The organism is Paraburkholderia azotifigens (assembly GCF_007995085.1).
GTDB classification, from domain to species: domain Bacteria; phylum Pseudomonadota; class Gammaproteobacteria; order Burkholderiales; family Burkholderiaceae; genus Paraburkholderia; species Paraburkholderia azotifigens.
In genome coordinates this window covers 703,682-719,558 of record NZ_VOQS01000005.1, presented here as the reverse complement: position 1 = coordinate 719,558, position 15,877 = coordinate 703,682, and the positions used below count along the sequence as shown (strand labels likewise).

The following is a 15,877-nucleotide window of genomic DNA, read 5'->3' as shown; positions in this document are numbered from 1 at the left end:
TCTTCTATTCGTCTCTGTACCGCGCATCGTTTCTCAGGTCACCACGCCGACCTGCCAGGGCACGAACTCGCTTTGCCCGTAGCCATGCAGCTCGCTTTTCGAGCGCGTACCGGATGCGCAGTCGAGCATCATCCGGAAAATCGCTTCGCCCAGCTCGTCGATGCTAGCGCTTCCGTCGACAACGCCGCCGCAGTTGAGATCGATGTCGTCCTCCTGCCGTTCCCACAGCGCGGTGTTGGTCGCGAGCTTCAGCGAAGGCGACGGCGCGCATCCGTATGCGGAGCCTCGCCCGGTCGTGAAGCAGATCAGGTTCGCGCCCGAGGCGACCTGCCCCGTCGCCGACACGGGATCGTAGCCGGGCGAGTCCATGAATACGAAGCCCTTTGCGTCGACAGGCTGCGCATACTCGTACACCTCGACGAGGTTCGTCGTGCCGCCCTTTGCGACCGCACCGAGCGATTTTTCGAGGATTGTCGTCAAGCCGCCCGCCTTGTTGCCGGCCGACGGGTTGTTGTCGAGCGCACCGCCGTTGCGCGTGCAGTAGTCCTGCCACCACGCGATCCGCGCGAGCAGCTTGTCGCCCACCGCCTGGCTCGTGGCGCGGCGCGTCAGCAGGTGCTCGGCGCCGTAGATCTCCGGCGTCTCCGAGAGGATCGCGGTGCCGCCGTGCTGCACCAGCCGGTCGACTGCGGCGCCCAGCGCGGGATTCGCCGAAATGCCCGAATACCCGTCCGAACCGCCGCACTGAAGACCGACGCACAGATGCGACGCGGGCACGGGCACGCGTTCAACCCGGTTCGCGTCGGCGAGCATTTCTTTGACCAGCGCGACGCCGCGCTCGATCGTCTTGCGAGTGCCGCCACTGTCCTGAATCGTGAAGCTGCGCAGCTTCATCTCTTTGCCGGCCGGGCCAGCCGCTTCGAGCACGCCGTCGATCTGGTTGGTTTCGCAACCAAGTCCGACGAACATTACCGACGCGAAGTTCGGATGCACCGCGTAGCCGGCCAACGTGCGGCGCAATACAGCGATGCCTTCTCCCTGCATGTCGATTCCGCAGCCGAGTCCGTGTGTCAACGCGACGACGCCGTCCACGTTCGGGAAGTCGGCGAGCGCTTCGGGGCGCACGTCGCGCCTGAAGTGATCGGCGATCGCACGCGCGACCGTGGCCGAACAATTCACACTCGTCAGGATGCCGATGTAATTGCGGGTCGCGACGCGGCCGTCGTCGCGGCGAATGCCCATGAAGTGCGCGGGCTCGGCGACGTAGTCGGTGGGATGCGCGTCGACGCCGAACGCATGATCGCGCGAGAATTCGGACATGCCGAGGTTATGCACGTGAACGTGCTGGCCGCGCGCGATCGCTTCGCGCGCCACACCGATGATCTGGTTGTAGCGCTTGACCGGCTCGCCCTTCGCAATATCGCGCGTGGCGATCTTGTGGCCGGGCGGAACGAGTCCCGTCACGACCAGTCGCTCCGCGTCGATGCGCGTGCCAGGCAACAGCTGCCGGGTCGCGATGATCACATCGTCGTTCGGATGCAGACGAATCACCTGGGGCGCACTGCTAGCTTGAGTCAACATGAGGAAACCTCGAATGGAAAGGATTGCGGGGGCGGCTGCCAGCTACGTCAGATCGCTGAGCCCACACGCGTCGACACTTCTTCGGTATCGGAAGCAATGGACAGCGGTTCGATGCGGCCCACGATCACCAGATAGCTGAACGCGCCGAGAAAGCAGAAGCCACCGGCCACGACGAGCGGAATCGTGAACGAGCCCTTGGTCATGGCGACCATCACGCCGGTGAATGTCGTGATCACGATGCCGGCGAGGTTCGACGCAAAGTTCTGAATGCCGCCGATCGACGCGACATGGTCCGGCGTCGGCGCGACGTCGCCCGGCAGCGACCAGATGCTGGCCGCGGCGAACGCGAGGCTGCCGTACGCGATGCCGAAGAACGCGAGCATCAGATAAACGTTCGCCGTGAATGCCGACAGCGTGATCACCGACGACAGCAGCATGCCGCCCACCATGCAGGTCTTGCGCGCAGCGGTCAGGCTCCAGCCGCGCCGGAACAGCGCATCCGACACATAGCCGCCGAGCCAGCCGCCCGGGATCGAGATCAGCGCCGGAATCATCCCGAGCGTGCCGAGCGATTTCAGCGAGAAGCCGCGCGTCTGCACGAGATAGCTTGGAAACCACGTGATGAAAAAATAGATCACGAAATTCAGGCAGAAGAAGCCGAGCATCATTCCCCACAGCGTGCGGTGGCGAAACAGCGAGCCCCACGTGACGCGTTGGCGCTGTCTGGCGAGGCCCGGTGCGTTGGCGGCCGCATTCGAGCTGCCCGTATCGAGCGGCTCGGGGTTCCGGTAGATCACGAACCAGCCGAGAATCCACACCGCGCCAAGCGCACCGGTGATGACGAACGCCGCTTTCCAGCCGACCGTGCTGATGATCAGCGCGACGACGGGAATCGACAGCGCGGAGCCGACACGCGAGCCGCTATCGAAGATGCTGGTCGCGAGCGCGCGCTCCTTGACGGGGAACCACTGGCTCACGAGCTTCGCGCACGACGGATACGCGCCCGCCTCGCCGACGCCGAGCAGCAGCCGGCAGCCGAACATCCCCGCAACGCTGCTTGTAGCCGCGGTCAACGCGGTGAACACGGACCACCAGCCAACGGCGAGCGGCAACGCGATACGTGCGCCGACGCGATCGACGAACCAGCCGAACGGCATCTGCATCAACGCGTAGGTCCAGAAAAAGCCGCTCAGGATAAAGCCCATCTCCGCCGGTCCGATGCCCAGCGCCTTTTCGATCTCCGGCGCCGCGACCGCCAGGTTCGCGCGATCGATGTAGTTCACCGCGATCGCCAGAAAGCTTAGAAAAATCACCACCCAACGCATTTTGCGCATGACTCGTCTCCTCCTTTATCGAATATGGGACCGGTTCCCTGATCGCACGCAATGCGGGCGATTCGCGCGATTGCGGCGCGCAGCGCATCGCCGTTGCGCGGCACCCGTTCGCACGGCAGCAGCGTCAACGGCGTGGCGCCTCGGCCGGAGCGCACGCACAGCAGCACGACGAGCTTCGCCGTGCGGCACCCGCGCCGCGCGCCAGAATCCAACTGGCCTTACCAGATCCGACAAATTAAAATGCCGCTGGGTAAGTGGTCAAGCCAATTGTCGGAAAATCCGGGAAATCCCGGGTTGGACGAACGTCTGCTCTCGCGCCGCGTTGCTCGTTTGCGGGGAGCGCCCTTCGATCTACAATCGGCGCTCGCCCCAACGGCGCGTGCCCGCGCCACCTCGCCAGGAAAGCTTGTGACAGACAAACCCGCCGACCCTCGCCGCCTCTATCTGCAGATCGCGGAGAAGCTGCGCGATCTGATCGCGCAGCCGGAGTTCGCGCCGAACGGCCGCTTGCCTTCGGAGCGCGCACTCGCGACAGCGCTTGCGGTGTCGCGCCCGTCGGTGCGCGAGGCGCTGGTTGCACTGGAACTGGAAGGGCTGGTCGAAATCCGCATGGGCTCCGGCGTCTACGTGTGCGCAACGCCGCAGACGCACGGCAAGGAGCCCTTGTCGCGCGCCGAACTCGGCGACAGCCTGCTCGACATCATGCGTGCGCGCTGTGTGATTGAAGGCTCGATCGCGGCGAGCGTCGCACCGTTTTGCAAAGCGAAGGACCTGAAGCACCTGCGCGCGCTATACGACGAAATGCAGCGCGAAGTCTCGGCGGGACGGATTCCCGTCGCCGCCGACCGCGCATTTCATCTCGCGATCGCGCAGATGACCGGCAACGAGGTGCTGGTGCGCACCGTTAGTTCACTGTTCGATGCACGACACAGCCCGCTGTCCGAAAAGCTGCGCGGCCATTTCGAAAACGAGAGCACATGGGGCGCGGTGCCTGATGAGCATCGCTTGATCCTCGAAGCGCTCGAAGCGCATGATCCGATCCAGGCTCAGGCGAGCATGCAGCGTCACCTGAAGATGTCGCTGGAACGGGTGATCGCCGGCGGGCGGCCGAATGCGCAGCGGCGCTGAAAGCAACCGTCGATGCGCATCAACCGGCAGCCTGTCCGCTGTTCGCCATCGGCGGGCTCGATACTGCCGTGCGCATGGGGCTCCTCACGTTCCTGCCATTTCTGCTCAAGGCAAAAGGCGTATCGCCACAACTGACGGGAACGGCCCTGGCGCTTGCCTACATCGGCGGTGCGGCCCGGCAAGTTCGTTTGTACGTGTAGCGCATGGTCAAGCGGTGCGCCCGCGTCTCGCTTTACGGCAAAATGCGATCGCACGACACCGCACGCCAGTAGCCGAACTGACCTGTGACACCCTCCCGGCGTTTGCAGACGCGCGCCGCTGCCACGAGCACTGCATTCCCGGCTCAACCACGCGCCTTTGCAATTTTCGGAAGCGACTGCAGTTCGCGAATGATGTTAATCAGTCGAAGCAAGGCGGGATGGTTATAGCGACGACTACTGTAGTAGATATGCAAGGGATCCTCCGCGCAGGCATGCTCTTCCAGGACCACTTTCAGAGTACGCCGCGCAAGTTCGTCAGCGATCCGGGCCTCCAGAACATACGCTATCCCCATTCCGGCTTTGCATGCGCTGATCGTCGTCACGGTGTCGTTGATCGTAATGGCTCCTGGCACCCGGATAGACTTTTTTTTCCCGGCAACGTCGACTTCCCAGCGGTAGCTGGAATTGTCGCCGAGCAGAAGTTGCAGGCAATGGTGGTTCACGAGTTCGCGGAGTTGGCGAGGCGTACCGTGCTTCTTCAGATACGCGGGCGACGCAACCATCACCCATCGCTGCCGGCGAGTGAGGGGCACTGCGATCATGTCTTCCGGAACATGATGACCGTAGCGAATTCCAGCGTCGTAGCCTTCCGCGACGATATCGATCGGACGATTGTCGACAACCACCGTGAGCTGCACCCCGGGACAGACTCGTGCGAATTCCGGCAATGCCGGTGCGATCAGCAGGTGAGCCGCATCTGCGAAAACATTCAGGCGAAGAGAGCCTAGTCTCGCCGTTCCAGGCGCTTCGAAGCTTTCGAGTGCGGAGCCGATCTGGTTGAACCCGTCCTGCAACCGCGAAGCGAGATCGAGCCCCGTCTCCGTAGGCGACACCGCCCTGCTCGTGCGGTTCAGCAGCTTCGCACCGAGCCGATCTTCCAGCCGCCGCATTGCGTGACTAACAGCCGAGGGCGTCTGTCCTGCTTCAATGGCGGCGAGCCTGAAGCTTCCGCATCTGACTATGGCGAGAAACAGCTTCAGGTCGGCGAAGTCGATGCGGTCGTTCTTTGACATGGTGAATGCGATTCATCGCTTCAGTGAACCTGCTTCATTCTACGCTATGTCATTATTTTCGCGATTTGATGCCTGTGGCGTGCGGTAGCCGCCGCGCTTAGACAGATCCGTTCGGAGGACATCCCATGCCTGGACTTGAGCAGATGCAGATTGGCGACCTGAAGGACACGAAAGTTCTCATTACCGGGGGATCGACCGGAATAGGCGCGGCTGTTGTTCGGGCGTTCGCCGCACAGGGTGCCCACGTGGTCGCGCATTTCCACGAAAGCGAAGCGGCTGCACAAGCGCTGCGCGCGGAATTGCCGGACCGTATCCGCCTGATTCAGGGTGACGTGAGCGAGGCGGGCGAGGCAGCGCGCGTCGTGCAAGAAGCGGCGGACATGCTAGGCGGGCTTGATGGGCTCATTAATAACGCCGGCGGCATGCTGGGACGGCTGGCCTCCGTCAGCGCATCGGCGAGCCATTTTGAACAGGTCGTCAATCTCAACGCGAGATCGGTCTGGGAAGCAACGTCTGCGGCCTATCCGTTCCTGAAAGCGGCCGGCGGCTACGTCATCAATACGACGTCCATCGCGGCGCGAACGGGCGGCGGCGCGGGCGCGGTGCTTTACGCAGCGTCGAAAAGCTTTGTCAGCAGCTTGACTCGTGGCCATGCGAAGGAATTCGTTGACGACGGCATCCGGGTCAACGCGGTATCGCCGGGACTGATACAAACGCCCTTTCACGACAAATACACGCCACCGCACATCCGCGCGTCGCAGACAGCGACGGTGCCGATGGGCAGAGAAGGATTGCCGGAGGAATGCGTCGGCGCATTCCTGTTCCTCGCGTCCCGCGCGATGTCGGGATACGTCACCGGGCAAATCATCGAGGTCAACGGCGGACAACTGATGCCATGAAGGGAGAATCAGCATGAAACAGCGAAAGTTCGGGAATACAGAAAGCAGCGTCTCTGAAATCGGATTCGGCGCCTGGGCAATTGGCGGCTCATGGGGCGACGTCGCAGAGAGCGATGCAAAGGCGGCCCTGCACGCGGCACTCGACAACGGCACGACGTTCATCGATACGGCCGATGTCTATGGCGATGGCCGTTCGGAGCGGATCATCGCGGACGTGCTCAAGGAACGAACGGGGACACGCCCCTTTGTTGCGACCAAGGCTGGTCGCAGGCTTGACCCGCATCTGGCGGAAGGCTACACGGCGGCGAATCTGAATGCCTTCGTGGACCGGTCTTTAAAGAACCTGGACGTGGAGTGCCTCGACCTGGTGCAGCTTCACTGCCCGCCGACGGAGGTCTATTACCGGCCTGAAGTTTTCGATGCACTGGACCGTATGGTCGTATCGGGAAAGATCCGCGGCTACGGGGTGTCCGTCGAGAAAGTCGAAGAAGGGCTGAAGGCGATCGAATATCCGGGCGTGAAGTCGGTGCAGATCATCTACAACATTTTTAGACAGAGGCCGACCCGGTTCATCCAGGAAGCGCATGAACGGGGCGTCGCCGTGATCGTCCGTGTGCCGCTCGCATCCGGTCTGCTCACCGGAAAGATGACGCGCGAGACGACGTTTGCCGCCAATGATCATCGCCTTTTCAATCGGAACGGTGAGTCCTTCGACAAGGGCGAGACGTTTGCGGGCGTTCCGTATGAAATCGCTCTGGACGCCGTCGACGAAATTCGCTCACTCCTTCCGCAGAATACGACGATGGCGCAGTTTGCGCTGCGCTGGATTCTCATGAACCAGGGCGTAACGACCGTCATCCCTGGGGCGAAGAACGCGGCGCAAGCCAGGGGCAACAGTGAGGCAAGCGAATTGCCGCCCCTGAGTGATTCGGCCATGGCTGTTCTACGCGCGCTTTATCTGGAGAAGATAGCGCCTCACGTGCATCATCAGTGGTGAAGCTGCTGTCTCAGCAGCGCCACGCGGCGGAGCCGGTCCGAATCGCGGGACCGGCTCTCCGCTGGCGCCGTGGCTCTAACAGGCGCTCTTTTCACGCCCCCATCGGCCCGCAATGCAGCGCCCGTCGTAGCAGACGATGAAGCGGTTGCCGCGGTCTAGAACGACTGGTTGTGGCTGGGCCCAGCCGGTCATTGCCCGCAGACATACCGTTCGGTTGAGAGCGGATCCATTACGTTCACACTGTCGGCTATAACCGATTACCCGCTGAACTTGCCTGTCGCCTGGCGCGGGCGACGACACGCCTGGAATGGTGGCGGTGATCCGATGGTTCTCAGCCCAACGGCCCGTCACGCCCCCAACTCGTATAGCTCCAGCGGAAGTCCATCAGGGTCCGCGAAGAAAACGAAACGCCTGTTTGTATATTCGTCGATGCGTACGTCCTCAACCAGAACTCCCTTAGATTCAAGTAACGCTTTACAGACATCGACGTCGCTGACGCCAAAAGCAAGATGACGCAAGCCACACGCTTCCGGATAGGACGGTCGAAGGGGCGCATCGGGAAACGAAAACAGCTCAACCTGCGATCCGTCGGGAAGCATGAGGTCCAGCTTGTATGACTGCCGATGCTCCCTGTAGTGCTCGGCCACTATCTGAAGGCCAAGAATCTCCGTGTAGAAGCGGCGAGACACCTCGTAATTCGAGCAAATGATTGCAGCGTGATGAATGCGAAGAAGCATGATAGTTGGCCAAAAACGACCTGCAGATGGTATGAAAGGACTGTACCGACCTTCCTCCCACTTCTGCAAGCCCCTTGTTTGGCACGGTCGGGGCGCATCGGCTCGTGGCGGATTGACACCTGGAGTGCCAATCACGAGCGAACAAACAGCGCGAAAGTCGACCGTCACCTGGACGGTTGCTTTCTGGACGACTCTCGCACGCGTCGGTCTTCGTTATGACAGGCGCGCACGAAGTCTTCCCTTGTTCGCTGGTCTGCTGTCCGTGTTGTGAAAGCTACATCGGAACGCGCCCGCAATCCTGCCCGAAACTGATGTGCGAGACGCCTGGAAGAGCCGGCGACCCGCATCACAATCCGAAGCGATCGCGTGTTGTGACATAGTCGCTCGCGCCGAAGCGGCCCACCGGAAAGTAGTGCTGCAATCGCACTCGCCACGTTTCGATGTCAATCAGCTCGTCCCGCACGTGCAGCATCAGCACCTTGCCGATAAAGATGTGGCGGCTCGGCGTTTCAAGGGTCTCCCACAGCGCGCATTCGAACGCGACGGGTGCCTGCGCGATGCGGGGCGGCTTCACGCGCGTCGACGCCAACGCTGAAAAACCCACCTCATCGAGTTCGCTGATATCGGGCGCAAAGCGCTCGCCGCAGCGATGCATTTGCTGGGCAATCGGCTCGTCGGCGAGATGCACGACAAACTCCTTTTCGCGCGGAATGTTCACGGCGGTGTCCTTCAGCGTGCCGTCTGCCAGCCGGTTGATGCTCACCATGACGATCGGCGGTTCCTCGCCAACCATGTTGAACATCGAGAACGGCGCCGCATTGACGGTGCCGTCCGCGCCAAGCGTGGTCACGAGCGCGATGGGCCGCGGCACGATCAGGCTCGCCATCAGCTTGTAGCGCTGATACTCGGTGATTGCTTCGAAGTCGATTTGCATGTCATTCCGTAGCGGTTGATCGATGCGGTTCGATGCCGAGCAGATGCGCAAGCCGCTTCGTTCCCGGCATGTCCGATGTCTCGATGCGGGCTTCCAGACTTTGCAGATGCGCGGTCATATGTGCAATCGCGCCGTCGGCATCGCGGGCTTCGAGGCAATCGAGAATAGCCGTGTGCTCGTCGTGCTCGCACGGCGCATTGCCCACCCGTTCGTACGCGCCGACGATCAGCGAACTGCGTGAAATCAGCTCCGTCAGATAGCGCTCCAGAATCGCATTGCCGGACAGCGCTGCGATACGCAGATGGAATTCGCTCGCAAGCCGTGCCCACGACGGCTGATCGAAGCGATGCATCGCTTCGTGCTCGTCGGCAAGCTGCTTGCGCAGCGCGCCGATGTCCTCGACGCTCGCGCGTTGTGCCGCAAGTTCGACGAGCGCACGCTCGACCGCGCGCCGCGCCTCGAAAATTTCGCGCGTTTCCTCGCGCGTCGGTTGCGCGATCACCGCGCCTTTGTTCGGTCGCAACACGACGATGCCGTCATGTGCGAGCTTTTCCAGCGCGCGCCGCACCACCGCGCGGCCGACGCCGAACAGCGAGCACAGTTCCGGCTCTGGCAGCTTGGTGCCGGGCGTGAGCCTTCGATTCAACACCCCTTCGAAGATCGTCTGATAGATCCGCCCATCCGCGCTCACCTCGTCGCGCTGACCGTGCCGCGCCGCCGCGCGCACGGTGCTCATGCGACTTGCGCCGGCGCAGGCACGGCCTCCTCGACATGGCGTGCAATCGCGCCGGGCGTCGTGAACCAGATGTCGTCGCGCGCGCTTGCGATATGCGCGAGCGCGCGACGCAAGTGCCGCAACCGGAATGGCTGGCCAACGATATACGGGTGCAGCGCAATCCCCATCACGAGCGCCTGAGACTCGCGCGTACGCTGAGTCTGCTCGAGCATTTCGTCGAACTGGTCGACGATCATGTCCGCGAAATCGCGCATGTCCATCTGCCGCGCGATGATCATCGGCAGATCGTTCAACTCTTGCGGATAGGGAATCGACCAGAGCGGCCCTCCCCTCGTGTGCATGCGCACGGGACGATCGTCGTGACACCAGTTGAGCGTGTAGCGATAGCCCGTTTCGGCAAGCAGGTCCGGCGTGCCATGCGACTCCGAGATCCACGGTGACAGCCAGCCTTCCGGCACGACACCGGAACGCTCGCGGATGCGCGCGAGGCAATGCGCGAGCAGCGCACGCTCGTCGTCCCGATCCAGATCGCTCTGACGCTGCGCGTTCGTGTGGCCGTGAGCAATCAGTTCGTCGCCGCGCGCCACACATGCGTCGATTAGCGCCGGGCAGTGATCGTACAGCGACGTATTGATGAGCGTGCCCGCCGGCATGTCGAGCGAGTCGAACAATTCGATGCAGCGCCACGCGCCGACGCGGTTGCCGTACTCGCGCCAGCTGTAGTTCAGCACGTCAGGCTGCGGCGACAGCGGCCCGAGCGCCGCGCCCAGTCCTTCGCCGAACGCGAAGTGCTCCAGGTTGAAGCCAAGGTAGACCGCGAGCCGCGCGCCGTTCGGCCAGACGTAGCCTTTGCCTTCATGAACCGGCTGATAGTCGAATCGGCCATGTGTCTTTAGGGAACCCAACGAAGCGTACGGCTCTCGCTTGTATTCGTTCATTGTCTGGTGTGGATGATCCGGTTTGGTTAGTTCGTGCCCCAATCCGAACGAAATCTGCACTGCGATTGCACACGGAATGGATCGGCAAGTGCTGACGATCGGGGCTCGCAATCGTGTGCAATATGTGCGCCAACGTGTCGACACGTGCGGTCAGCAGGCATTGTGGCGCTCGCTTCCGGTCCCGCGCAGAGTCGACCCCATTGCGAATGGCATACGACTTGCAAAAGCCCCCGGCTGCATGCGCCGTGGCCCGCGCGATCGCGGCATTCCCTCATGTCTACACTCAGGACAACCCTTCATGGTTCAGCCGGCATCCACTGTGGTTCATGCAAGCCCAGCCGACATTGAGCTCGTGCATGTGTCGAAGCGCTATGGCGATTCGCTCGCCGTCGACGCCATCGATCTGCGTATTCCCGGCGGTGCTTACTGCTGCCTGCTCGGTCCGTCAGGTTGCGGCAAAACCTCGACCTTGCGCATGATCGCGGGTCACGAGTCGGTGTCCGACGGCGACGTGCTGATCGGCGGTCGCAATGTCACGCGCGAGGCGCCTGCCTCGCGCGGCACGGCAATGGTGTTTCAGAGCTATGCGCTGTTTCCGCATCTGTCCGCGCTCGACAACGTCGCGTTCAGCCTCAAGATGCGCGGCGTCGCCAAAGAGGTGCGCAGAAAGCGCGCCGGCGGACTCCTCGAACTCGTCGCGATGTCGGCCTACGCGCACCGCAGGCCCGCCGAGCTTTCGGGCGGCCAGCAGCAGCGCGTCGCGCTCGCGCGCGCGTTGCTCAACGAACCGCGCTGCCTCCTGCTCGACGAGCCGCTGTCGGCGCTCGACCCTTTCCTGCGCGTGCAGATGCGAGCCGAACTGAAGCGCTGGCAGAAGGACCTCGGCATCACCTTCGTGCACGTCACGCACTCTCAGGAAGAAGCAATGGCGCTCGCCGATCTGGTAGTGGTGATGAGTCACGGCCATATCGAACAGACGGGCACACCGTTCCAGGTCTTCAACCAGCCACGCACGGAATTCGTCGCGCGCTTTCTCGGCGGCCATAACGTGCTCGGCGCGAACGGCCGGCTCTTCACTGTGCGCGCCGACCGTCTGCGCGTCGCGCCGCAAGGCGTCACGCCCGGCACGAGTGCGGGCGAAAGAGGCTTGAGCCGCATCGGCGGGCTCGCCTGCACGGTGCGCGAAGCCGAGTACCAGGGCACGCATCTGCGCATCACGCTCGATCCGCTGGATGGTTCGCCCGCGCTGGTTTCGCTGATGAGCGACGCCGACTACGACCCGCATCGTCTGGGACCGGACGCGCGCGTGACCGTCTGGTGGGACGAACAGAACGCCCATCCGCTCGCGGCGTAATGCCTGCAATCACAACCCAACGATAGTCCTTCGAGGAGAAAGCAATGAACGACGACAAGCCGGCAGCACCCGCGCAACACGTTGAAGAAGAGACCGTCAGCAAGGGCGTGTCGCGCCGCACGTTCATCAAGGGCGCTGTCGCGGCAGCGGGCATCGCGGGTTTTCCGTATGTGCACGCACAGGAAAAAATCACGCTGCGCTACCTGGGTACGGCCGTCAACCAGAGCGCGGAGATCGCGAAGAAGTTCAAGGAAGACACGGGCATCGAGATTCAATACATCCCCGTGACCACCGACGACGTCACCAAGCGCATCATCACGCAACCCAATTCGTTCGATATCGTCGACACCGAGTACTTCGCGCTCAGGAAACTCATTCCCGCCGGCACGCTCGCGGGCATGGACGCGAAGCGCATCAAGCTCGCCGACAGGATCACCCCCGTGCTCACGAAGGGTGAAGTGGACGGCAAGAAGATCGGAGATCAGGGCACCGCGCCGAAGAAGGTGATGTTCCTCAAGGGCGCGCGTTCGACGGAGTTTTCCGCCGCGCCGACGGAATGGATGACGCTCATTCCGACCACGTACAACGCCGACACGCTCGGTATTCGCCCCGATCTGATCGCCCGTCCCGTGACGAGCTGGGCAGATCTCCTCAATCCGCAATTCAAGGGCAAGGCGGCGCTGCTGAACATTCCCGCCATCGGCATCATGGATGCCGCCATGGCGATCGAAGCGACGGGCCGCGTGAAGTACGGCGACAAGGGCAACATGACCAAAGCCGAAATCGACCAGACCATCAAGATCCTGATCGAAGCGAAGCGCGCCGGCCAGTTCCGCGCATTCTGGCGCGACTTCAACGAGAGCGTGAACCTGATGGCCTCGGGCGAAGTCGTGATCCAGTCGATGTGGTCGCCCGCCGTCACGAAAGTGCGCACGATGGGCATCGCCTGCAAGTTCCAGCCGCTCAAGGAAGGCTATCGTTCATGGGCATCGGGCTTCGGCTTTCCGCGCTCGCTGCAGGGCAAGAAGCTCGACGCGGCGTACGAGTTCGTCAACTGGTTTCAGGACGGCTGGGCGGGCGCCTATCTGATGCGCCAGGGCTACTACCCCGGCGTCACGGAAACGGCAAAATCGCATATGCAGGCCTACGAATGGGACTACTGGATGGAAGGCAAGCCCGCCGCGCAAGACATCAAGGCGCCCGACGGACAGTTGCTCGAAAAGGCGGGCAGCGTGCGCGACGGCGGCTCGTACAACCAGCGCATGGGCGCCATTGCGTGCTGGAACGCCGTGATGGACGAGAACATCTACATGGTGCAGAAGTGGAACGAATTCATCGCGGCATGACGGTCCTCACGCATCAGCCCGGAGTGTAACGATGGCCTCGGTCGACTATCTGCAGCAAACCAGGCAAACGTCGGTGCGCCATCGACGCGTGAGCGCCTGGCTGCAAGCCACGCCGCTCACGCTGACGTTCGCGTTCTTCTTCATCGTGCCGCTCGTGATCACGTTGATCGTGAGCTTCTGGGACTTCAACGAGTATCAGATCATCCCGGCGTTCACGTTGAAGAACTACGCGGCGATATTCGACGGTTGCGGCTCGCTGACGGATGTGTGCGTCACCTTCAAGACCTACTGGTCGACGCTCAGGTTCTGCGCGATCGTCTGGGCGGTGACGCTCGTGCTCGGCTTCGCGATCGCGTACTTCCTCGCGTTCCACGTCCGCACGACCGCGATGCAGACGGTGCTGTTTCTCGTCTGCACCATTCCGTTCTGGACCTCGAACGTGATCCGCATGATCTCGTGGATTCCGCTGCTCGGCCGCAACGGGCTCGTCAATCAGGCGCTGATGTCTGCGCATCTCGTCGATCAGCCGCTCGACTGGCTGCTGTATTCCAGCTTCTCCGTCGTGCTCGCGTTCGTGCATCTGTACACGTTCTTCATGATCGTGCCGATCTTCAACGCGATGATGCGTATCGACCGCTCGTTGCTCGAAGCGGCGCGCGACGGCGGCGCCAGCAGCTGGCAGGTGATCCGCGACGTCGTCTTGCCGCTGTCGAAGACGGGCATCGTGATCGGCTCCATTTTCGTCGTCACGATCGTGATGGGCGACTTCCTCACCGTCGGTGTCATGGGCGGACAGCAGATCGCTTCGGTGGGCAAGATCATCCAGGTGCAAACGGGATATCTGCAATTCCCCGCAGCGGCAGCCAACGCGATCATTTTGCTCGCCGTCGTGCTCATGATCGTATGGACGCTGACGCGCGCCGTCGACATCAGAAAGGAACTGTGACATGCGACTTCTCACCCGCCATCGCGAGCGGCGGCCCGCGAGCTTTTACTGGCTCGCCCTGCTCTTCGGGCTCTTCGTGCTGTTTCTGTACGGCCCGGTCATCACGATCTTCATTCTGTCCTTTCAAGGTCCCGAGGGCGGCTTGACCTTTCCGATGCGCGGTGTGTCGCTGCACTGGTTCGCTGCCTTGCGCGACGGCGTCGGCGATGTCGATATCTGGGCCGCATTCAGGCGCTCAGTCAAACTCGCTGCCGCCGTCACCGTGTTGACGGTCCTGTTCTCGGTCAGCGCCGGCCTCGCATTCAGGCGCCGCTTTCGCGGCGATACGGCCGTTTTTTACGTGTCGGTCGCGAGCCTGATCATGCCGTCGATCATCGTGTCGCTCGGCATCGGGCTGACGTTCCGTCTGCTCGACACGCTCATCAGGTATCTGGCGAATGCGTGGGGCTTCCAGTCGTTCGCGGACGGCTGGACGACGTCGATGGGACTCTACACGTCCGCGCTCGGCGCGCATCTCACCTGGACCCTGCCGTTCGGCCTGCTCGTCATGTTCGCCGTGTTCAACCGCTTCAATCCCGCATTCGAAGAAGCCGCGCGCGATCTTGGAGCATCGCCGTGGCAGTCGTTCAGGCATGTCGTGCTGCCCATCATCGGGCCGTCCGTCATCGGCGTCGCGATGTTCGGCTTTACGCTGTCGTGGGACGAAATCGCCCGCACCTCGCAGGCAATCGGCGATCAGAATACGTTGCCACTCGAATTGCAGGGCTTGACGACATCGGTGACCACCCCCGTCATTTACGCGCTCGGCACGATAACGACCTTGATCTCGCTGCTGGTAATGATTGGCGGGCTGTTCATCGCGAGATCGATCGCGCGGAAGCGGGCAAACGTTCGTTGAAGCGCGCCGCACGCAACGTGCGGCATGCGCTCAGGGATGCGCCGCCAGTTCCGGCACGCGCGCTCCGGCGAGAAAAGCGCGCACCAGTTCGTGCGCCTGTGCCTTGTGCGCAGCCTGCCATGAAGGCTCCAGCATCTCCGTCGCGAACATGCGCGACAGCGTGTACGCATTGGACTTGTGAAAGTACGCGAGGCTCACGAGCGTCACGTACATGTGAAGCGGGTCGATCCCCTTGCGCAGCGTGCGCGCGGCCTCGCCGCGCTTGAGCAGGGTCCGCAGCTTGTCGAGCACGGGCGACGACATCTCCGGAATGGCCTTCGAGCGTTTGAGGTAGCGCGCGCGGTTGAGGTTCTCCCACGACAGCAGACATAGCAGTTCAGGGTGCGCGGCGAAGTGCCCCTCGATGAAATCGTAAAGCTGAACGATGCCCGCTACGGGTTCGACCGTCTGCACATCCAGCGCAACGGTGAGTTCGGCTTCGCGCAGCCGCGCGAGCACATGCTCCAGCACTTCGACGTACAGCATCTCCTTACCGCCGAAGTAGTGATAGATCATGCGGATGTTGACCTTCGCGCGGCTCGCGATGCCTTCGACGCGCGCGCCGCTGAAGCCTTTGTCGGCGAACTCCTTGATCGCGATCCGGAAGATGCGCTCGCGCGTCTTCGCCGCAAGCTGCTGTCGACGCGTAGGCGCTTCCTTCGTCTCCCGGGGATGTGCGCTGGATGCAGAGGCGTTGCGTGGCATGGTATCGATGAAAGTTGGAAGATGGCGCGGCG

At 62.5% G+C, this 15,877-nt stretch carries 15 protein-coding genes and 1 pseudogene; 8 read left to right on the top strand and 8 right to left on the bottom strand.

From position 1 onward, the window contains the following. Positions 1 to 33 precede the first annotated feature (33 nt). Both FRZ40_RS35120 and FRZ40_RS35115 read right to left on the bottom strand, forming a co-directional pair. A complete protein-coding gene (locus tag FRZ40_RS35120) occupies positions 34 to 1,581 on the bottom strand; it encodes a UxaA family hydrolase (RefSeq protein WP_147237259.1) in 1,548 nt (515 codons plus the stop codon). A gap of 47 nt (positions 1,582 to 1,628) precedes the next feature. Continuing rightward, the gene (locus FRZ40_RS35115; protein WP_147237258.1) at positions 1,629 to 2,915 is read right to left on the bottom strand and encodes an MFS transporter; all 1,287 of its coding nucleotides are present in this window, start codon (positions 2,913 to 2,915) and stop codon (positions 1,629 to 1,631) included. A gap of 408 nt (positions 2,916 to 3,323) precedes the next feature. Here FRZ40_RS35115 and FRZ40_RS35110 point away from each other — a divergent pair, with 408 nt between their 5' ends. Continuing rightward, complete coding sequence (locus FRZ40_RS35110) at positions 3,324 to 4,043, top strand: FadR/GntR family transcriptional regulator (RefSeq protein ID WP_028368033.1); 720 nt, start codon at positions 3,324 to 3,326, stop codon at positions 4,041 to 4,043. Positions 4,044 to 4,081: 38 nt separating this feature from the next. Beyond that, positions 4,082 to 4,235 (top strand): annotated as a pseudogene (locus FRZ40_RS45425) (MFS transporter); the annotation flags it as partial. Positions 4,236 to 4,386: 151 nt separating this feature from the next. On the opposite strand, the gene FRZ40_RS35100 reads toward FRZ40_RS45425, so the two are convergent. Then, positions 4,387 to 5,316 (bottom strand): LysR family transcriptional regulator, encoded by a 930-nt coding sequence (locus FRZ40_RS35100; protein WP_147237257.1) that lies wholly within the window; start codon positions 5,314 to 5,316, stop codon positions 4,387 to 4,389. A gap of 125 nt (positions 5,317 to 5,441) precedes the next feature. Here FRZ40_RS35100 and FRZ40_RS35095 point away from each other — a divergent pair, with 125 nt between their 5' ends. Together FRZ40_RS35095 and FRZ40_RS35090 are read left to right on the top strand one after the other, a co-directional pair. Beyond that, positions 5,442 to 6,215 (top strand): SDR family NAD(P)-dependent oxidoreductase, encoded by a 774-nt coding sequence (locus FRZ40_RS35095; protein ID WP_028368030.1) that lies wholly within the window; start codon positions 5,442 to 5,444, stop codon positions 6,213 to 6,215. Between the two features lie 13 nt (positions 6,216 to 6,228). Continuing rightward, positions 6,229 to 7,212 (top strand): aldo/keto reductase, encoded by a 984-nt coding sequence (locus tag FRZ40_RS35090; protein WP_147237256.1) that lies wholly within the window; start codon positions 6,229 to 6,231, stop codon positions 7,210 to 7,212. Between the two features lie 347 nt (positions 7,213 to 7,559). Here the strand turns inward: FRZ40_RS35090 and gloA2 are convergent, their stop codons facing one another. The 4 genes from gloA2 to FRZ40_RS35070 form a co-directional block, all read right to left on the bottom strand. Then, positions 7,560 to 7,949, bottom strand: a complete 390-nt coding sequence (gene gloA2 / locus FRZ40_RS35085; protein WP_028368028.1) for an SMU1112c/YaeR family gloxylase I-like metalloprotein — start codon at positions 7,947 to 7,949, stop codon at positions 7,560 to 7,562. A 346-nt stretch (positions 7,950 to 8,295) separates the two neighbouring features. After that, positions 8,296 to 8,883: a flavin reductase family protein gene (locus FRZ40_RS35080; RefSeq protein WP_028368027.1), complete on the bottom strand. Its 588-nt coding sequence runs from the start codon at positions 8,881 to 8,883 to the stop codon at positions 8,296 to 8,298. A gap of 1 nt (position 8,884) precedes the next feature. Continuing rightward, positions 8,885 to 9,619, bottom strand: coding sequence for a GntR family transcriptional regulator (locus FRZ40_RS35075; RefSeq protein WP_147237255.1), 735 nt, complete (start codon positions 9,617 to 9,619; stop codon positions 8,885 to 8,887). After that, positions 9,616 to 10,557, bottom strand: coding sequence for a polysaccharide deacetylase family protein (locus FRZ40_RS35070; protein ID WP_147237254.1), 942 nt, complete (start codon positions 10,555 to 10,557; stop codon positions 9,616 to 9,618). Before FRZ40_RS35070 ends, FRZ40_RS35075 begins: the two co-directional genes overlap by 4 nt. A 298-nt stretch (positions 10,558 to 10,855) precedes the next feature. On the opposite strand from FRZ40_RS35070, the gene FRZ40_RS35065 reads away from it, so the two are divergent. The 4 genes from FRZ40_RS35065 to FRZ40_RS35050 are packed head-to-tail and all read left to right on the top strand — an operon-like array spanning position 10,856 to position 15,101. Beyond that, positions 10,856 to 11,911 carry an ABC transporter ATP-binding protein gene (locus FRZ40_RS35065; protein ID WP_147237253.1) on the top strand — a complete coding sequence of 352 codons (1,056 nt, stop codon included), beginning with the start codon at positions 10,856 to 10,858 and terminating at the stop codon, positions 11,909 to 11,911. A gap of 44 nt (positions 11,912 to 11,955) precedes the next feature. Further along, positions 11,956 to 13,257 (top strand): ABC transporter substrate-binding protein, encoded by a 1,302-nt coding sequence (locus FRZ40_RS35060; protein WP_147237252.1) that lies wholly within the window; start codon positions 11,956 to 11,958, stop codon positions 13,255 to 13,257. A gap of 31 nt (positions 13,258 to 13,288) precedes the next feature. Next, a complete protein-coding gene (locus tag FRZ40_RS35055; RefSeq protein WP_028368022.1) occupies positions 13,289 to 14,203 on the top strand; it encodes an ABC transporter permease in 915 nt (304 codons plus the stop codon). A gap of 1 nt (position 14,204) precedes the next feature. After that, the gene (locus FRZ40_RS35050) at positions 14,205 to 15,101 is read left to right on the top strand and encodes an ABC transporter permease (protein WP_147237251.1); all 897 of its coding nucleotides are present in this window, start codon (positions 14,205 to 14,207) and stop codon (positions 15,099 to 15,101) included. 30 nt (positions 15,102 to 15,131) lie between these two features. On the opposite strand, the gene FRZ40_RS35045 is transcribed toward FRZ40_RS35050, so the two are convergent. After that, the gene (locus FRZ40_RS35045; protein WP_147237250.1) at positions 15,132 to 15,845 is read right to left on the bottom strand and encodes a TetR family transcriptional regulator; all 714 of its coding nucleotides are present in this window, start codon (positions 15,843 to 15,845) and stop codon (positions 15,132 to 15,134) included. Positions 15,846 to 15,877: the final 32 nt, after the last annotated feature.

Coding starts and splice junctions, on each gene's coding strand:
- FRZ40_RS35065 (WP_147237253.1), top strand. CDS start 10,856: ATGGTTCAGCCGGCATCCACTGTGGTTCATGCAAGCCCAGCCGACATT.
- FRZ40_RS35090 (WP_147237256.1), top strand. CDS start 6,229: ATGAAACAGCGAAAGTTCGGGAATACAGAAAGCAGCGTCTCTGAAATC.
- FRZ40_RS35060 (WP_147237252.1), top strand. CDS start 11,956: ATGAACGACGACAAGCCGGCAGCACCCGCGCAACACGTTGAAGAAGAG.
- FRZ40_RS35100 (WP_147237257.1), bottom strand. CDS start 5,316: ATGTCAAAGAACGACCGCATCGACTTCGCCGACCTGAAGCTGTTTCTC.
- FRZ40_RS35075 (WP_147237255.1), bottom strand. CDS start 9,619: ATGAGCACCGTGCGCGCGGCGGCGCGGCACGGTCAGCGCGACGAGGTG.
- FRZ40_RS35055 (WP_028368022.1), top strand. CDS start 13,289: ATGGCCTCGGTCGACTATCTGCAGCAAACCAGGCAAACGTCGGTGCGC.
- gloA2 (WP_028368028.1), bottom strand. CDS start 7,949: ATGCTTCTTCGCATTCATCACGCTGCAATCATTTGCTCGAATTACGAG.
- FRZ40_RS35120 (WP_147237259.1), bottom strand. CDS start 1,581: ATGTTGACTCAAGCTAGCAGTGCGCCCCAGGTGATTCGTCTGCATCCG.
- FRZ40_RS35070 (WP_147237254.1), bottom strand. CDS start 10,557: ATGAACGAATACAAGCGAGAGCCGTACGCTTCGTTGGGTTCCCTAAAG.
- FRZ40_RS35095 (WP_028368030.1), top strand. CDS start 5,442: ATGCCTGGACTTGAGCAGATGCAGATTGGCGACCTGAAGGACACGAAA.
- FRZ40_RS35045 (WP_147237250.1), bottom strand. CDS start 15,845: ATGCCACGCAACGCCTCTGCATCCAGCGCACATCCCCGGGAGACGAAG.
- FRZ40_RS35050 (WP_147237251.1), top strand. CDS start 14,205: ATGCGACTTCTCACCCGCCATCGCGAGCGGCGGCCCGCGAGCTTTTAC.
- FRZ40_RS35080 (WP_028368027.1), bottom strand. CDS start 8,883: ATGCAAATCGACTTCGAAGCAATCACCGAGTATCAGCGCTACAAGCTG.
- FRZ40_RS35115 (WP_147237258.1), bottom strand. CDS start 2,915: ATGCGCAAAATGCGTTGGGTGGTGATTTTTCTAAGCTTTCTGGCGATC.